Consider the following 17486-nt stretch of genomic DNA (forward strand, 5'->3'; position numbering starts at 1 on the left):
CCGCGCGTCGGCGTGATTCAGTGGGGCGATGACCCCTCGCGCGCACCTCCGCTCCCTGCAGACGATCGTCCCCGACACGGAGCTGACCCAGGACGACGTGCGAGACGTCTTCGCCGCACAGCCTGATCTGGGACGCCTCGCGAAGCGGATCGTGAGCGCATCCTTCAACGGCTCCGGCATCGACACCCGCTACACGGTGCTCGGCGAGCTCACCCATGCGGCATCCGACTCGCCGAACTTCTTCGACAGCGCATCGGGGCTTCTTCTCTCGCCGGGCACGAAGACGCGCAACGAGCTCTACGTCCGCGAGGCGACGAAGCTGTTCGTCGAGGCGGCGCGGCGCGCGATCGATGCCGATCCCGAGCTCGACGCCGCAGACATCACGCACGTGATCACGGTCTCCTGCACCGGATTCCACGCGCCGGGCCCCGACTACGCCATCGTGCGAGCGCTCGAACTCGCCGACAGCGTGCAGCGCTATCACCTCGGCTTCATGGGCTGCTACGCCTCGATGCCGGCGCTGCGCGCCGCGGCTCAGTTCTGCGAAGCCGACCCGGAAGCCGTCGTCCTCGTCGTCAGCGTCGAACTGTGCACGCTGCACCTGCGCTCCTCGGAGGATCCGGACATGATCGTCGCCTCCTCGCTGTTCGCCGACGGCGCGGCGGCCGGCCTGGTGACCGCGCGTCCGCGCCCCGCCGAGACGCCCGCGCTGGCACTCGACGGCTTCCACACGGCGCTGGCCACCGAGGGAGAGCAGGACATGGCCTGGACGATCGGGGACGAGGGCTTCGAGATGATCCTCTCGACCGCCGTCCCGCAGATCATCGGCGACAGCATCCAGACGGCGCTGCGACCGCTGTTCACGGAATCGGAGGGCATGGCTGCGGCGTTCGACGACGGGACGATCGGTGCGCAGGTCGCGCACTGGGCGATCCATCCCGGCGGACGGAGCATCCTCGACAAGGTCCAGGAGCGGCTGCACCTCAGCGACGACCAGCTGATTCCCGCCCGAGAGACCCTGCGCGAGTACGGGAACATGTCCAGCGCCACAGTGCTGTTCGTCATGCGCCGGATCCTGGAGCAGGCCGGCGCACGTGAGGGCGAGCGCGTGGCGGCGATGGCGTTCGGGCCCGGTCTGACCGCCGAGAGCGCCCTGATGACGGTCATCGCGGGCGGGGAGAGATGACGCCCGATCTGTCGGCGCGCGCCGTCGACGCGCGCGAGCTGATGGACGACTCGAACGCGGATGCCGGAATGCTCGCGCGCACGTACGAGCAGTTCGAGCTGATCAACGCCGTGGTGACGCGATGGCACCAGGCGTATCGGCAGGACATCCGCCCGCGCGCGATGAAGCGCCCGCTGCGCATCCTCGACGTGGGAGCAGGCGGGGGAGACCTTCCGCGCGCCCTCGCCGGATGGATGCGACGCGACGGCGTGGCGGGTGAGATCACCGCATTGGATGCCGACGAGCGCGCGATCCGGTGGGCGGTCGATCATGACGAGCAGGGCGATGTGACCTACCGCTGCGCGCTTCTCGGGGATCTCGTCACGGCCGGCGAGGTCTTCGACATCGTGCTCTCGAACCACCTGCTGCATCACCTCGATTCGGCGGAGCTGCCCCGATTCCTGACGGATTCGCGCAGCCTGGTGCCGGCCACGGGGCTCGTCGCCCACCACGACATCGCGCGCAGCGCCGCCGCCTATCGGCTGTTCGCCGCGGGTACGCTGCCGTTCTCGAGGAACCTCCTGTCCGGCTCGTTCATCCGGGAGGACGGGCTGACCAGCATTCGACGTTCGTACACGGCGAGCGAACTGGCGGCGCTCGCACCGGAGGGATGGACCGTGCGCACGCGGATGCCGGCGCGTCTGCAGCTGCGATGGGAGGGCCGTCGTGTCCGACCATGACGTCGTCATCGTCGGGGCGGGGCCGGTCGGGCTGCTGCTGGCGTGCCTGCTCGCGCAGGAGGGGATCGACGTCGTCGTCTGCGAACGGCGGCTCGACGTCGATGACCGATCCAGGGCGATCGGCATCCACCCGCCCGGCCTGCAGACGCTGGATGCCGTCGGCCTGGGGGAGCGGGCACGGGCGCAGGGCCTGCAGCTGGACGGCGGAGAGGTGCTCTGCGACGGGCGGACGCTCGCCTCGCTGGACTTCCCGCCGGCGCGGCGGGTGCTGATCCTGCCGCAGGATCGGACGGATGCGCTGCTGAGGGGGCGGCTGGCGGAGCTCAGCGGGGATGCCCTCCGCCGCGGGCACACGGTGCGCGGCATCCGACCCGACGACGACCGCGTTCACCTCACGGTCGCGGTCGACGACGCGTCAGGTCCCGACATGGTGAGCGCGCAGCGCGAGCTCACTGCGTCGGTCGTCGTGGCGGCGGACGGGGTGCGCAGCGGCATCCGCGATTCCCTGGGCATCGGATGGCGCGCGCGAGCCGGCACGGCGCGGTATCTGATGATCGATGTTCCGGACGCGTCCGGTGGCGCGCGGGCGCAGCTGCATTGCGCACCTGGCGGGCTCGTCGAGTCCTTCCCGCTGCCGGGCGGAAGACGGCGCTGGGTGGCGCTGGACGGCCGGGAGGAACGCGATCGGAGCGCGCCTGCAGCTGAGATGTTCCGGGATGCGATCCGCGCGCGCACCGGGATCACACCGGACATCCCGGACGGCGAACGACCCGTCGCCTTCCGGGCTCGGCAGCATCTGGCCGCGCGGACGGTCCAGGGACGGGTCATCCTGCTCGGCGATGCCGCCCACGAGGTCAGCCCGATCGGCGGGCAGGGCATGAATCTCGGGTGGTCGGATGCGCTGCGGGTCGCGTCGGCGATCGATCGGATGCTGCGCGGCGGCCGTGCGGACCTCAGGGGGATCGAGGGGCGCACGCGGCGTGCAGCGTCAGCGGCACAGCGACGGTCGCGCTTCTACATGTCGATGGGACGCCCGTCGCACGGGCTGCCGCTGCACGCGCGCAACGCGGTCATCCGGGTTCTCGGTCTCGCACCGCTGCGCGGGTCCGCCGCCGGCCTGATCACCATGCGCGGGATCTGAGACGACGAAGGTCCGAGGCGCTGCGCGCGCATCGGACCTTCATCGTTCAGGTATGTCAGAAGTTGATCATGTGCCCTGCGAGGCCGTGGAAGCCCTCCTGCAGTGCCTCCGACAGCGTCGGGTGCGTGTGCACGTTGCGCGCCAGCTCCAGAGCCGTGAGGTCCCACTTCTGCGCGAGAGTCAGCTCGGGCAGAAGCTCGGACACATCCGGGCCGATCATGTGCGCGCCGAGCAGCTCGAGGTGCTCGGTGTCCGCGATCATCTTGACGAAGCCGACCGGCTCGCCCAATCCGTGCGCCTTGCCGTTGGCCATGAACGGGAAGGTGACGACCTTGACGTCGTGCCCTTCGTCCTTGGCCTGCTGCTCGGTGAGACCGAACGAGGCCACCTGCGGCGAGCAGAAGGTCGCGCGCGGCATCATGCGGTAATCGCCCAGCGTCTGCGTCTCGGCGCCACCGATGGTCTCGGCCGCCACGACGCCCTGCGCCTCGGCGACGTGCGCGAGCTGCAGCTTCATCGTGACGTCGCCGATCGCGTAGATGCCGTCGACGTTGGTCTTCATGTGGTCGTCGATCTCGATCGCGCCGCGCTCGGTGAGCTTCACACCGGTCTTGTCGAGACCGAAGCCTTCGACGTTCGGGGCGAAGCCGACCGACATGAGCACCTTGCCGGCCTCGATCGACGCCTTGTTGCCGTCCTTGCCGGTGTAGGTGACCGTGACCGAGGAGCCGTTGTCGACGACCGTCTCGACCTTGGTCGAGGTGAGGATGTCGACGCCGTAGTTCTTGTACTGCTTGGTGATCTCCTTCGACACGTCCGCATCCTCGTTGGGGAGTGCGCGGTCGAGGAACTCGATGATGGTGACCTTCACGCCGTAGTTCGTCAGCACGTAGGCGAACTCCATGCCGATCGCTCCGGCGCCGACGATGACGATCGACTCGGGCAGCTCGCGCGAGAGGATCTGCTCCTCGTAGGTGACGACGTTCTCGCTCAGGGTCACCCCCGGCAGCAGGCGCACCTTCGAGCCGGTGGCGATGATGACGTTGTCGAACGTGACCTCTTCGACCTGGCCGTCGGCCTTCGCGACCGAGATGGCCTTCGGGCCGGTGAAGGTGCCGCGACCGTTGTACTCGGTCACCTTGTTCTTCTTCATCAGGAAGTGGATGCCCTTGACGCGGCCGTCCGCGACCTCGCGCGAGCGGTCCCAGGCGCGGCCGAAGTCCATGGTGACCTCGCCGGAGATGCCGAAGAAGTCGGCCTTGTGCTTCAGCGTGTGCGCGAGCTCGGCGTTCTTCAGGAGAGCCTTGGAGGGGATGCATCCGACGTTCAGACACACACCGCCCCAGTACTTCTCCTCGATGATCGCGGTGGACAGTCCGAGCTGAGCGCTGCGGACGGCGGCGACGTATCCGCCAGGGCCCGCACCGAGGATGACGACATCGTAATGTGGCATGGATTCAGCCTATCGCCTGCGCCGCACAGGGTCTCCCCGTCGGGTGCCAGGATGCCGAGAAGATCGATATCGGCCTCCCGTGCGACCGACCGCATCCGATAGGCTGGAGTGCCGGAGGAGGGAGCACCGTGACAGACGACACGAACGGCGCCGGAGGCGCGATTCACCGCAGCGGCGAGCAGCGCCACGATGTGACGCAGACGTTCGGCCACGAGTCGGACCTCTCTTTCGTGCCCTTCGGGGCCGATCTCACCGAGGTCGAGGCCGCCGCGATCGCCGCACTGCCGGCGGGCTCCGCGATCCTGCTGGTGCGCGCAGGAGCTCTGGCCGGTGCGCGCTACCTGCTCGATGCCGACGTCACCACGGTAGGCCGGCACCCCGAGGCAGACATCTTCTTCGACGACGTGACGGTCTCGCGTCGTCACGCCGAGATCACCCGCACCGGCTCGGTGTTCGAGATCATCGACCAGCGCTCGCTGAACGGCACCTACGTCAACGGTGAGCGCGTCGACCGCTCCGAGCTGGCCAACGGCTACGAACTGCGCGTCGGCAAGTTCCGGATGAACTTCTTCGCGTCCCCGACCGATCTCGCGGCGAACAACTGATGGCGGCGGCCGGCGCCGCCAGAGAGCGCTCTGCGCCGGCGGGTCTTCTCAGCATCGGCCAGGTCCTGGCCCGACTCACCCCGGAGTTCCCCCAGCTCACCTCGAGCAAGCTGCGCTTCCTCGAGGTCCAGGGCATCGTCACGCCGTCGCGCACCGAGTCCGGGTACCGCAAGTTCTCATCGTCGGATGTGGAGCGGCTGCGCGCAGCGCTGACTCTGCAGCGCGATCACTACCTGCCGCTCAGCGTCATCCGCGAGCAGCTCGACGAAGCTGAGGCGAAGGGGGAGGGATGGAGCGTGGTCGCTCCGCCCTCGATCTCGCCGCCGGCACGTCGCCACCGCCGTGACGAGCTGCTGCTGCGCACCGGTGCCACCCCGCAGCTGCTCAACGACGCGATCAGCGCTGGTCTCATCAACGCATCCGATGCCTATCCCGAGCACGTCTCGTCGCTGCTGTCGGGACTCGTCACGCTCGCACGGCACGGCATCGAGCCGCGCCATCTGCGCAGCATGCGGCAGAACGCAGAGCGAGAGGCGGCGCTGATCGAGTCCGCGCTGTCGACCCTGCTGCGCCGCACGGATGCCGCATCGCGCGAGCGCGCGGCCGAGCTCGCACCAGAGCTGGCCACGCGCATCGACGAGGTGCGGCGCCTGCTGGTGAAGCAGTCGATCGAGCGAGTGCTTTCGTAACGAACCGGTTGCGACACACCTTCGCGGTGAGTCGGATGTGATTGCCGGGGCGCGGGGTCTGCTCTAGCGTTGAAGTAGTCGATCAGGAGGGGACAGAGATGGATGCGAATGGGCTTGCGGGTGACCCGCGGTTCGTGACCGAGCTCCTCTTCACCGACGGGCTCCCGGCTATGGATGACGAGGTCGGCTACCGCGGCGCCGTCGCCGCACGCGCCGCCGGGATCACCTACCGACAGCTCGACTACTGGGCGCGCACCGAGCTGGTCGTGCCGACGGTGCGCGGTGCGAGCGGCTCCGGATCGCAGCGGCTCTACGGCTTCCGTGACATCCTCGTGCTCAAGCTCGTCAAGCGCCTCCTCGACACCGGCATCTCGCTGCAGCAGATCCGCACGGCGGTCGAGCAGCTGCGGGCTGCCGGCATCCGCGATCTGGCCGGCACCACGCTCATGAGCGACGGCGCATCGGTCTACCTGTGTACCTCGAACGACGAGGTCATCGACCTCGTGAGCCGCGGGCAGGGCGTCTTCGGCATCGCCGTGGGCAAGGTGCTGCGCGAGGTGGAGTCCACGCTCGTGGAGTTCGACCCGACCGCGCCGGATCCCGTCGACGAGCTCGCTGCGCGACGTTCCAAGCGCACCGCCTGATCCTTCGACAAAGAGAGCCGCACCCGAAGGTGCGGCTCTTTTTCGCTGTGCTCGCGACCGGCTGGCGATCGGCGCGATCAGACCTGAGCGCCGGTCTCCGGAACGGGGACGCGACCGGCGCGGATGATGCGGTCCAGCAGCAGGTCGAAGTCGGATGCCAGCTCCTGCGCGGAGTCGCCGGGCCAGATGTGCAGCGGCTTCGCCGCGCCCTGAGCCTGCTGCAGCGACGTGCGCTCGGGCAGCTGGGGGCTCAGCACCAGCGGGCCGAACATGTCGCGCAGCTCCTTGATGCGGAACTGGTGCTCGATCGACTGCGGCCGCACCCGGTTCACGACGATGCCGAGGGGCTGAAGACGGGGGGAGAGACCGCGACGGATCTCCTCGATCGCACGCAGCGCGCGGTCGGCGGCGGCGACGGAGAACAGACCGGGTTCGGTGACGACCATGACGCGGTCGCTGGCGGCCCAGGCGGTGCGCGTGAGCGCGTTCAGCGACGGGGCGCAGTCGATCAGCACGAGGTCGTACTCGCCTTCGACGGTCGCCAGCGCCTCCTCGAGCTTCCACACGTCGCGCACGCTCGGGTGCGGTCCGTCGAAGTTGATGGCCGAGGGGCTGCCGATGAGCACGTCGATGGTTCCGGGGTGCACCTTCGCCCAGCCGCTGGTGGTGATCGCCTGGCGGACCACCTTCTCCTTCGGGTTCCCGAGCACGTCGGCGATGTTGAGTCGGCCGGCGATCTGGATGTCCATGCCGGTGGAGACATCGGACTGCGGGTCGAGGTCGACGACGAGGGTCCGGATGCCGCGGGCGAAGGCCGCGGAAGCGAGACCGAGGGTCACGGTCGTCTTTCCGACGCCTCCTTTGAGGGAGCTGACGCTGAGTACGTGCACGAGCTACACGTTACCGTGCCCTAGTCTGGGGGGACACTCAGCCCCCGCCCAGCGCGCACATAACTGCGTGCTTTGACCTCCGCAGAGGTGTGCATGTTTCAGAAGATCCTGGTGGCCAACCGCGGTGAGATCGCCATCCGAGCGTTCCGCGCGGCATACGAGGTGGGTGCGCGCACAGTCGCCGTGTTCCCTTGGGAGGACAGGGGCTCGCTGCACAGGCTGAAGGCCGACGAGGCCTACGAGATCGGCGCGCGCGGGCATCCCGTGCAGGCGTATCTCGACGTCGACCAGATCATCAGGACGGCGCTGGACGCCGGAGCGGACGCGATCTATCCCGGATACGGATTCCTCTCCGAGAACCCGGAGCTGGCGGAGAAGGCCGCGGCCGCGGGCATCACGTTCATCGGCCCGCCGGCATCGGTGCTGGAGATGGCTGGCAACAAGGTCGAGGCCAAGCGGCACGCCATCGAGGCCGGCGTTCCCGTGCTGCGCTCGACCGAGGCATCCGATGATGTCGACGCGCTGGTCGCACAGGCCGACGACATCGGCTTCCCGCTGTTCGCCAAGGCCGTCGCCGGCGGCGGCGGGCGAGGCATGCGTCGAGTGGAGACGAAGGACGAGCTCGCCCCGGCTCTGGCCGAGGCGATGCGCGAAGCCGGAGCTGCCTTCGGCGACGCCCGCATGTTCCTCGAGCAGGCCGTGCTGCGACCGCGTCACATCGAGGTGCAGATCCTTGCAGACGCCCACGGCAGCACTGTGCACCTGTTCGAGCGCGACTGCTCGGTGCAGCGTCGTCACCAGAAGGTGATCGAGATCGCGCCTGCGCCGAACCTGGACGACGGCATCCGCGCCGATCTGCACCGCCACGCCATCGCGTTCGCCGAGTCGATCGGCTACCAGAACGCCGGCACCGTCGAGTTCCTGCTCGAGACCGCGGGTCCCCGCACCGGCGAGGTCGTCTTCATCGAGATGAACCCGCGCATCCAGGTCGAGCACACCGTCACGGAGGAGGTCACCGACGTCGACCTCGTCCGTGCGCAGATGCAGATCGCGGATGGCGCGACGCTGGCCGAGCTGCACCTCGAGCAGGACGACATCCGGTTGCGCGGCGCCACGCTGCAGTGCCGCATCACCACCGAGGACCCGACCCAGGGCTTCCGTCCGGACACCGGCAAGATCACCACGTACCGCTCGCCGGGCGGCGCGGGCATCCGGCTCGATGGCGGCACTACCGCCGCGGGCGCGCAGATCAGCCCCTACTTCGACTCGATGCTCTCCAAGCTCACCTGCCGTGGGCGCTCGTTCGACAGCGCCGTCTCTCGCGCGCGCCGGGCACTGGCTGAGTTCCGCATCCGCGGCGTGTCGACGAACATCCCGTTCCTGCAGGCCGTGCTCGACGACCCGGCGTTCGCCGCGGGCGACCTGTCGACCTCGTTCATCGACGAGCGCCCGGAGCTGCTGCGCGGACGGGTGTCGAAGGACCGCGGATCGAAGATCCTGAACTGGCTCGTCGACGTGACCGTCAACAAGCCGCACGGCGACAGCCCGCTGACGATCCCGCCCGCGCACAAGCTGCCGCCGATCGACCTGTCGGAGCCTGCGCCGGACGGCTCGCGCCAGCAGCTGCAGCAACTCGGCCCCGCCGGCTTCGCGGCCGCCCTGCGCGCACAGGGACCACTGGCCGTCACCGAGACGACCTTCCGAGACGCGCACCAGTCGCTGCTGGCGACGCGCGTGCGCACGCGCGATCTCGTCGCGGTCGCTCCGTACGTCGCACGGATGACACCCCAGCTGCTGTCGGTGGAGGCCTGGGGCGGCGCCACATACGACGTCGCGCTGCGCTTCCTCGGCGAGGACCCGTGGGAGCGGCTCGCGGCGCTGCGCGAAGCGCTGCCGAACGTCAACATCCAGATGCTGTTGCGCGGACGCAACACCGTCGGGTACACGCCGTACCCGACCGAGGTGACGGATGCCTTCGTGCGAGAGGCTGCAGAGACCGGCGTCGACATCTTCCGCATCTTCGACGCCCTCAACGACGTCTCGCAGATGCGCCCGGCGATCGACGCCGTCCTCGCCACCGGCACCGCCGTCGCCGAGGGAGCGCTGTGCTACACGGGCGATCTGCTGAGCCCGGCGGAGGATCTGTACACGCTGGACTACTACCTGCGCCTCGCCGAGCAGATCGTGGACGCCGGGGCGCACGTGATCGGCATCAAGGACATGGCGGGCCTGCTGCGCCCGGCCGCCGCCGTGAAGCTCGTCACCGCGCTGCGCGAGCGCTTCGACCAGCCGGTGCACGTGCACACGCACGACACCGCGGGCGGTCAGCTGGCGACGCTGCTCGCGGCGAGTGCCGCCGGGGCGGATGCCGTCGATGTGGCATCCGCGCCGATGTCCGGCACCACCAGTCAGCCGTCGCTGTCGGCGCTGATCGCGGCGCTCGCGCACACCGAGCGCGACACCGGGATCGACCTGCAGGCGGCATCCGATCTCGAGCCCTACTGGGAGGCGATGCGCCACCTGTATCGTCCGTTCGAGTCGGGCCTGCCCGGCCCCACCGGCCGCGTGTACCACCACGAGATCCCCGGCGGCCAGCTCTCCAACCTGCGCCAGCAGGCGATCGCGCTGGGGCTCGCCGATGACTTCGAGCTCATCGAGGACATGTACGCCGCCGCCGACAGCATCCTCGGTCGCGTGCCGAAGGTGACGCCATCGTCGAAGGTCGTGGGAGACCTCGCGCTGCATCTCGCGGCGGTCAAGGCGGATCCCGCCGACTTCGAGGCCAACCCTGAGAAGTACGACATCCCGGACTCGGTCGTCGGCTTCATGTCCGGCGAGCTGGGCGATCTGCCCGGCGGCTGGCCGGAGCCGTTCCGCAGCAAGGTGCTCGCGGGTCGCGCGGCCAAGGCCGGAATCACGCCGATCACCGCCGCGCAGCGCACAGCGCTGGACGGCTCGTCCGAGGAGCGTCGCGACATGCTGAACGAGCTGCTGTTCCCCGCGCCGACCGCGGCGTTCCGTCAGCGGCGCGAGGACTACGGCGACCTGTCGGCGCTGGAGACCGGCGACTACCTCTACGGACTGGTGCCCGGTGCCGAGCACGCCGTCGACATCGAGCGCGGTGTCCGGCTGTACGTCGGCCTCGAGGCGATCGGCGAGGCCGACCCGAAGGGCATGCGCACGGTGATGACGACCTTGAACGGTCAGCTTCGTCCGGTGTCGGTGCGCGACCGCTCGGTGGCTGTCGACAGCCACCAGGTGGAGAAGGCCGACACGTCCAAGGCAGGTCAGATCGCCGCCCCGTTCTCGGGAGCGGTGACCCTGAAGGTCGCGGTCGGCGACACGGTGCGCGCCGGAGATCCGGTCGCATCGATCGAGGCGATGAAGATGGAAGCGGCCATCACCACGTCCGTCGGGGGCGTCGTGGAACGGCTCGCGATCGGCGAGACGCAGCAGGTCGACGCAGGCGACCTTTTGGTCGTCGTCAGGGTGGAGCACTAATCTTGGGCGGGCGCATGTCTGCGCCCGAGCTTGGAGTTGAACCGTGACCCCGAAGAACAACGTCGATCCCGAAGGGGACGATTCGCTGGGAGTGCTCGACGACTCGCCGTCGTCGGATACCACCGGACTGAGCCTGCTCGGCGGCACCGCGCAGGTGAACGTCGCAATGCCGAAGGGCGATGACGACGACGAACTCGTCGACGCCGAGATCGTGGACGGCGAGGTCGTCTCAGACCTCATCATCGACACCTCGTCCGTCGCCGACGCCGATACCGTCGCCCGGATCGAGCAGCAGTCGCCCGAGATCATCATCGAGCTGCCTGCGGACCAGATGCCCGATCGGGCACCGGCCGAGGAAGAGCCGGCAACGGCCGAGGTCGACACGGTCGACGAGGCCGAAGCTTCTGAGCCCGCAGCATCCGAGCCGGATGCCGAGATCGTCATCGAGTCGGATGCCGACGAGCGCGAGCCCGTCGCGGCGGATGCCCACGCCCAGCAGCCTGAAGACGGGGCACGCGAGGTGGACGTCGACGCTGTTCAGGTCGACGATGCCGCGGAGATCGAGGCTGACGCCGAGGTGGAGACCGACGCGGAGATCGAGACCGACGCGGAGATCGAGACTGACGCGCCGCTTGAGGGCGATGCCGAACTCGACGCTGGCAGCGTCGACGAGCCGGTCGAGGACGTCGAGCCGGTCGAGGTCGTCGAGCCGGTCGAGGACATCGTCGAGGACGGATCCGATGGCTCCGAGGCGCGTGCGGCAGAACCTGCCGCGCAGCCCGAGATGGATGCCAGCGCGCTGTCGCACCTGGAATCGGTCGTGGCCGCGGCCAAGGCCGAGCTGCGCGATGCGATGTCACCCACGCCCAAGAAGCAGACCGACTCCCGGCCCCCCGCGGCCGAGCCCACGCAGGAGGCAGCAACCGTGCCGACGAACGACCGCGTGCCGGCGGCACGCCCCGCAGCAGAACCCGCGCGCACCTCGGTCGAGCCGGCCCGCCCGGCGCCGGAGATCGCGCTCACCTCGAAGCGACTGGACGACCTGGGGGCCGCGCAGCGTGAGAGCGCTGATCTGCTCACGGCCGACCGTCTGCTCGAGCCCTCTCGGGTCTCGAAGCCGGAGCCCGAGGGCACCTGGAGCCATCTGCTCTACTCCATCTCGGGCGGGCGCATCAACGTCGGGGACAGCCGCAGGGCCCGCGCTCGCAAGGAGCTCAGCGCACGCATCGCCGCTCCGATGTCGGGTACGGCGCGCTTCGTGCCGGTGCTCTCGCGCAAGGGCGGCGTCGGCAAGACGACGGTCACCGCTCTGCTCGGAATGGCTCTTGCCGACGCGCGTGAAGACCGCGTCATCGCCGTCGACGCGAACCCGGACCGCGGCACGCTCGCCGAGCGCATCGTGGGCGGCCACACCAAGTCGGTGCGCGACATGGTGCGGGCGCAGCACGACATCCGCGGATTCCACGACATCTCCGCGCTCGTCGCGCGCGACGAGACGCGCCTGGACGTGCTGGCGTCGGATGCTGATCCGCGCGTGTCCGAGGCCTTCGGCGACGCCGACTACCGCGACGTCGCCACGGTCGCAGCGCAGTACTACTCGCTGGTGCTCACCGATTCCGGAACGGGAATCGTGCACTCCGTGATGGGCGCGACGCTGGATCTCGCCGATCAGATCGTCATCGTGTCCGGCCTCAGCGTCGACGAGGCGCGACTGGCATCCGAGACGCTCACCTGGCTCGAGACGAACGGCTACGCCGAGCTCGCCCGCGAAGCGATCGTGGTGCTGAACCAGTCGACACCCGGCGCGCCGATGGTGCGGCTGAGCGAGCTCGAGGCGCACTTCTCCACGCGAGCCAAGCACGTGCTGCGCATTCCGTACGACCCGCAGATCGCCGGTGGCGGCGCCATCGACTTCAGCAGTCTCCAGGCTGCGACGCGACAGGCCGCACGCGAGATCGCCGCGACCCTCGTCGAGGGTCTGCGCTCTCAGGCCGCCTGATGACGGTCCGCGAGATCCGCCTGTACGGCGACCCGGTGCTGCGCACGGTGTGCGAGCCCATCGAGCAGATCGATGACGGCGTGCGCGCCCTCATCGCCGATCTCGTCGACACGGTCGAACTGCCCGGACGCGCCGGTGTCGCGGCGAACCAGATCGGTTTCGCGCTGCGCGCCTTCAGCTACAACATCGACGGCGACATCGGCTACGTCATCAACCCGGTGCTGACCGAGGTTCGCGGCGAGGCCGAGCCCATCGGCGAGGGGTGCCTTTCGGTGCCGGGGCTGTGGCACGACACGCCACGGCATCCGTGGGCGCGTGTCGAGGGCATCGACCTCGACGGCCGGCCCGTCGTCCTCGAGGGGGAGGGGCTGCTCGCTCAGGCGCTGCAGCACGAGACCGATCACCTCGACGGACGCGTGTACCTGAGCCGGCTGCAGGGCGAGACCCGTAAGACGGCGATGCGGCAGGTGCGCGAGAGCGACTGGTTTTGATGCGGTCGCGTATCAACATTGAGCGCTCTTCGTCTCGCTTCGCTCGCTCAGGATCCGCTATGCGAGTCGAAATGTGGTGAGAACAAGAACGGCCCCGCTGAGCGGGGCCGTTCTCTTGCGCAGGGGGATCAGCCCAGCGGCGTGGTCGTCGTCTGCACCGGCTCGTCGTAGATCGCCGAGATGTCGCCGGCGAAGTCCTCCAGGATGACGTTGCGCTTGATCGACATCTTCGGAGTCAGGTGTCCGCTGGCCTCGGTCCACTCGGTGGGCAGGATCGTGAACTTGCGGATCGACTCGGCGCGCGAGACGGTCTTGTTCGCCCGGTCGATCGCCCGCTGCACCTCTTCGCGCACGGCGGCGTTGCGGCTGGCCTCGGACAGCGACATGTCGGTGGGCAGTCCGTTGTTGGCAAGCCACGTCGGCAGCATCTCGGTGTCGAGAGTGATGAGCGCCGAGATGAACGGCTTCTGATCGCCCACGACGACCACCTGGCCGACGATCGGGTTCGAGCGGATCGGATCCTCGAGCGCTGCGGGAGCGACGTTCTTGCCACCGGCGGTGACGATGATCTCCTTCTTGCGTCCCGTGATCGTCAGGAATCCCTCGGAGTCGAAGCTGCCGAGGTCGCCCGTGCGGAACCAGCCGTCGTCGAATGCGGCGGCGGTGGCCTCCGGGTTGTTCCAGTACTCCTTGAAGACGTTGATGCCCTTGACCTCGATCTCGCCGTCCTCGGCCAGGCGCACCCCCACACCGGGGAGCGCGGGGCCGACAGTTCCGATCTTGGACTTGTCCGCGAGGTTCACCGTGGCCGGGGCTGTGGTCTCGGTGAGGCCGTAGCCTTCCAGGATCACGACGCCGAGGCTGTGGAAGAAGTGGCCGAGGCGCGGGCCGAGCGGCGCTGAACCGGATACGGCGTAGACGACCTTGCCGCCCATCGCCGCGCGCAGCTTGCCGTAGACGAGCTTGTCGAACATGCCGAACTTCATGCGCAGACCGAACGGCACCTTCTTGCCCTCTTCGAGGAGCTTGGAGTGCTCGACCGCTGCTGCCGCCGCCGCCCGGAAGATCTTGCCCTTGCCGCCGGCCTCGGCCTTCTGCTCGGCGGAGTTGTAGACCTTCTCGAAAACTCGCGGAACGGCGAGCAGGAAGGTCGGCTTGAAGGAGCCGAGGGCGGGCAGCAGCTGCTTGGTGTCGGGCTGGTGCCCCGTGCGCACGCCGGAGTGCACGGCGAGGATCGAGATGAAGCGCGCGAACACGTGCGCGGTCGTGATGAACAGAAGCGTCGACGCGCCGGGCATCGACACGACGGCATCCAGCGCCTTGGCCGAGTTGCGGGAGAGCTCGACGAAGTTGCTGTGCGTCAGGACGCAGCCCTTCGGGCGGCCGGTCGAACCGGAGGTGTAGATCAGCGTGGCGATGTCTCCGCCTGTGGCGATGCTGCGGCGGCGCTCGATCTCGGAGTCCTCGACGTCCGCGCCCTGCGCAGTCAGCGTGTCGATCGCGCCGAGGTGCAGCTGCCAGATCTCGCGCACCAGCGGAAGGTCGCTGCGCACCTCGTCGACGCGGGCGAAGTGATCGGGGGACTCGACGATGAGCGCCGTTGCCCCGGAGTCCTCCATGATCCACTGGATCTGCGCGGGGGAGCTGGTCTCATAGATCGGAACCATCACGGCGCCGGCGTAGAACAGCGCGAAGTCGATGAGGGTCCACTCGTAGGTCGTGCGGGCGACGAAGCCGACCTTTTCGCCGGGCTGGATGCCGGCGGCGACGAAGCCCTTGGCCAGGGCGATGACCGCGGTCTCGAAGTCCTTCGCCGAGATGTCTCGCCATCCGTCGCCGTCGGGCACGCCGAACAGGGCGAGATCGGGGGTCTTCTGCACACGCTGCACAAGCAGGTCGGCGACGTTCCCCTCGGGGTCGGCGGGGATGATCGCGGGGACTTCGAACTGAACCACGGCAGCTCCTTCGGTACCGGATGGGCGGGTTTTCCTCCGAGTCTATGGCATGGCATCGAGTCGCGACGACGGTGAAACTGGGTCGCTCCGGCCCCGTCGGCGCTAGACTGCGAGACGATGTTCTACTGGCTGATGAAGTATGTCGCGATCGGTCCGCTGGTCAAGGCGATCTTCCGACCCTGGATCGTGGGGCAGGACAATGTCCCCACCAGCGGTGCGGCCATTCTGGCGAGCAATCATCTGTCCTTCGCGGACTCCATCTTCCTGCCGCTGCTGATCGAGCGCCCGATGTCGTTCCTGGCCAAGAGCGATTACTTCACCGGGCGCGGGCTCAAGGGCTGGTTCACCAAGGTGTTCATGAAGGGCACCGGTCAGATCCCGATCGACCGCTCCGGCGGGAAGGCCTCCGAGGCGTCGCTGAACACCGGCCTGCAGATCCTTGGCCGCGGTGACCTGCTGGGCATCTACCCCGAGGGCACCCGCAGTCCGGACGGTCGCCTGTACCGGGGTCGCACCGGCATAGCGCGCATGGCGCTCGAGGCGAGAGTCCCGGTGATCCCCGTGGTCATGGTCGACACCGACACCGCCATGCCGATCGGCAAGCGGATCCCGAACGTGATGCGCGTCGGCGCTGTCATCGGCGAGCCGCTGGATTTCTCGCGCTACGCAGGCATGGAGAACGACCGGTACATCCTGCGCGCCGTCACGGATGAGATCATGATCGCGCTGCAGAGGCTCGGCGCTCAGCAGTACGACGACGTGTACGCCTCGACGGTGAAGGACCGGCTGCCCGCGCCGTCCGGACGCCGCCGCTGACCCGTCACGAAGCCATCGAGTCGGCGGTCGCCCGACTAAGCTGGGACGATGCTTCCCTCGCACTCTGACCTCGACGTGTGGCGCTCTCTTCCGATCAAGCAGCAGCCGCAGTGGCCGGACGCCGAGCACGTGGCCGATGTCTCGACGCAGATCGCCGCGCTGCCGCCGCTGGTGTTCGCCGGCGAGGTCGACAATCTGCGCACGCGACTGGCGCGAGCGGCATCCGGCAAGGCCTTCCTGCTGCAGGGCGGTGACTGCGCCGAGACCTTCGCGGGGGCGACGGCCGATCAGATCCGCAACCGCATCAAGACGGTGCTGCAGATGGCGGTCGTGCTGACCTACGGCGCCTCGATGCCCGTGGTCAAGATGGGTCGCATGGCGGGTCAGTTCGCCAAGCCGCGCTCCAGCGACACCGAGACGCGCGGCGACGTCACCCTGCCGGCGTACCGCGGCGACATCGTGAACGGCTACGACTTCACCGAGAAGTCCCGTCAGGCCGACCCAGGGCGCCTGCTCCAGGGCTACCACATGGCAGCATCCACGCTGAACCTCATCCGCGCGTTCACGCAGGGTGGATTCGCCGACCTGCGCGAGGTGCACTCCTGGAACAAGGGCTTCGCGCAGAACCCGGCCAACCAGCGCTACGAGCGCATGGCGGCCGACATCGACCGCGCCATCAAGTTCATGGAGGCGGCCGGCGCCGACTTCGAAGAGCTCAAGCGGGTGGAGTTCTTCACCGGCCACGAGGGCCTGCTGATGGACTACGAGCGGCCGATGACGCGCATCGACTCGCGCACCGACACCCCGTACAACACGTCGGCGCACTTCCTGTGGATCGGGGAGCGCACTCGTGAACCCGACGGCGCGCACGTCGACTACTTCTCGCGCATCCGCAACCCGATCGGCGTGAAGCTCGGGCCCACGACCACCCCCGAGACCGCACTCGCGCTCATCGACAAGCTTGACCCGAACCGCGAGCCCGGTCGCCTCACGTTCATCACTCGCATGGGCGCGGGCAAGATCCGTGATGCGCTGCCGCCGCTGCTGGAGGCGGTGAAGGACTCCGGTGCGACGCCGCTGTGGGTCACCGACCCCATGCACGGCAACGGAATCACCACGCCGAACGGCTACAAGACGCGCCGCTTCGACGACGTCGTGGACGAGGTGCGCGGCTTCTTCGAGGCGCACCGCGCCGTCGGCACCTTCCCCGGCGGCATCCACGTCGAACTCACCGGCGACGACGTCACCGAGTGCCTCGGCGGATCTGAGCGGATCGATGAGGCCGGTCTCGCGACCCGGTACGAGAGCCTGTGCGATCCGCGCCTCAACCACATGCAGAGCCTCGAACTGGCCTTCCTGGTGGCGGAGGAATTGGAGAAGCGCTAGAGCTGGAGAAG

Annotated in this window: 14 protein-coding genes; 11 read left to right on the top strand and 3 right to left on the bottom strand. The window is 68.7% G+C overall.

The window, feature by feature from the left end; all coding sequences use genetic code 11:
- Nucleotides 1-28 precede the first annotated feature (28 nt).
- From ACQUSX_RS00260 to ACQUSX_RS00270, 3 genes are read left to right on the top strand one after another with little or no spacing between them, the layout of a single operon-like run.
- A complete protein-coding gene (locus tag ACQUSX_RS00260; protein ID WP_428904979.1) occupies nucleotides 29-1186 on the top strand; it encodes a type III polyketide synthase in 1158 nt (385 codons plus the stop codon).
- Nucleotides 1183-1905 carry a methyltransferase domain-containing protein gene (locus ACQUSX_RS00265; RefSeq protein ID WP_428904980.1) on the top strand — a complete coding sequence of 241 codons (723 nt, stop codon included), beginning with the start codon at nucleotides 1183-1185 and terminating at the stop codon, nucleotides 1903-1905. The genes ACQUSX_RS00260 and ACQUSX_RS00265 overlap by 4 nt, the downstream gene beginning before the upstream one ends.
- Complete coding sequence (locus ACQUSX_RS00270; protein WP_428904981.1) at nucleotides 1892-3046, top strand: FAD-dependent oxidoreductase; 1155 nt, start codon at nucleotides 1892-1894, stop codon at nucleotides 3044-3046. The genes ACQUSX_RS00265 and ACQUSX_RS00270 overlap by 14 nt, the downstream gene beginning before the upstream one ends.
- Nucleotides 3047-3101: 55 nt before the next feature.
- On the opposite strand, the gene lpdA is transcribed toward ACQUSX_RS00270, so the two are convergent.
- Complete coding sequence (lpdA, locus tag ACQUSX_RS00275; RefSeq protein ID WP_428904982.1) at nucleotides 3102-4499, bottom strand: dihydrolipoyl dehydrogenase; 1398 nt, start codon at nucleotides 4497-4499, stop codon at nucleotides 3102-3104.
- A 128-nt stretch (nucleotides 4500-4627) separates the two neighbouring features.
- On the opposite strand from lpdA, the gene ACQUSX_RS00280 reads away from it, so the two are divergent.
- The 3 genes from ACQUSX_RS00280 (at nucleotide 4628) to ACQUSX_RS00290 (ending at nucleotide 6437) form a co-directional block, all read left to right on the top strand.
- A complete protein-coding gene (locus ACQUSX_RS00280) occupies nucleotides 4628-5104 on the top strand; it encodes an FHA domain-containing protein (RefSeq protein WP_428904983.1) in 477 nt (158 codons plus the stop codon).
- The gene (gene ftsR / locus ACQUSX_RS00285; RefSeq protein WP_428904984.1) at nucleotides 5104-5793 is read left to right on the top strand and encodes a transcriptional regulator FtsR; all 690 of its coding nucleotides are present in this window, start codon (nucleotides 5104-5106) and stop codon (nucleotides 5791-5793) included. The genes ACQUSX_RS00280 and ftsR overlap by 1 nt, the downstream gene beginning before the upstream one ends.
- A 98-nt stretch (nucleotides 5794-5891) precedes the next feature.
- Nucleotides 5892-6437, top strand: a complete 546-nt coding sequence (locus ACQUSX_RS00290) for a MerR family transcriptional regulator (RefSeq protein ID WP_428904985.1) — start codon at nucleotides 5892-5894, stop codon at nucleotides 6435-6437.
- A 77-nt stretch (nucleotides 6438-6514) separates the two neighbouring features.
- Here the strand turns inward: ACQUSX_RS00290 and ACQUSX_RS00295 are convergent, their stop codons facing one another.
- Nucleotides 6515-7327, bottom strand: coding sequence for a ParA family protein (locus tag ACQUSX_RS00295; protein ID WP_428904986.1), 813 nt, complete (start codon nucleotides 7325-7327; stop codon nucleotides 6515-6517).
- A gap of 93 nt (nucleotides 7328-7420) precedes the next feature.
- On the opposite strand from ACQUSX_RS00295, the gene ACQUSX_RS00300 reads away from it, so the two are divergent.
- From ACQUSX_RS00300 to def, 3 genes are read left to right on the top strand one after another with little or no spacing between them, the layout of a single operon-like run.
- Nucleotides 7421-10828: a pyruvate carboxylase gene (locus tag ACQUSX_RS00300; RefSeq protein WP_428929941.1), complete on the top strand. Its 3408-nt coding sequence runs from the start codon at nucleotides 7421-7423 to the stop codon at nucleotides 10826-10828.
- A 43-nt stretch (nucleotides 10829-10871) separates the two neighbouring features.
- The gene (locus ACQUSX_RS00305; RefSeq protein WP_428904988.1) at nucleotides 10872-12827 is read left to right on the top strand and encodes a MinD/ParA family ATP-binding protein; all 1956 of its coding nucleotides are present in this window, start codon (nucleotides 10872-10874) and stop codon (nucleotides 12825-12827) included.
- A complete protein-coding gene (def, locus tag ACQUSX_RS00310; protein ID WP_428904989.1) occupies nucleotides 12827-13318 on the top strand; it encodes a peptide deformylase in 492 nt (163 codons plus the stop codon). Before ACQUSX_RS00305 ends, def begins: the two co-directional genes overlap by 1 nt.
- Before the next feature lie 128 nt (nucleotides 13319-13446).
- On the opposite strand, the gene ACQUSX_RS00315 is transcribed toward def, so the two are convergent.
- Nucleotides 13447-15273 carry an AMP-dependent synthetase/ligase gene (locus ACQUSX_RS00315; protein WP_428904990.1) on the bottom strand — a complete coding sequence of 609 codons (1827 nt, stop codon included), beginning with the start codon at nucleotides 15271-15273 and terminating at the stop codon, nucleotides 13447-13449.
- 117 nt (nucleotides 15274-15390) lie between these two features.
- On the opposite strand from ACQUSX_RS00315, the gene ACQUSX_RS00320 reads away from it, so the two are divergent.
- Together ACQUSX_RS00320 and ACQUSX_RS00325 are read left to right on the top strand one after the other, a co-directional pair.
- Nucleotides 15391-16089 (top strand): lysophospholipid acyltransferase family protein, encoded by a 699-nt coding sequence (locus ACQUSX_RS00320; protein WP_428904991.1) that lies wholly within the window; start codon nucleotides 15391-15393, stop codon nucleotides 16087-16089.
- Between the two features lie 48 nt (nucleotides 16090-16137).
- Nucleotides 16138-17475: a class II 3-deoxy-7-phosphoheptulonate synthase gene (locus tag ACQUSX_RS00325; protein WP_428904992.1), complete on the top strand. Its 1338-nt coding sequence runs from the start codon at nucleotides 16138-16140 to the stop codon at nucleotides 17473-17475.
- Nucleotides 17476-17486: the final 11 nt, after the last annotated feature.

The sequence above is a fragment of the Microbacterium alcoholitolerans genome, assembly GCF_050408615.1.
Lineage (GTDB): Bacteria > Actinomycetota > Actinomycetes > Actinomycetales > Microbacteriaceae > Microbacterium.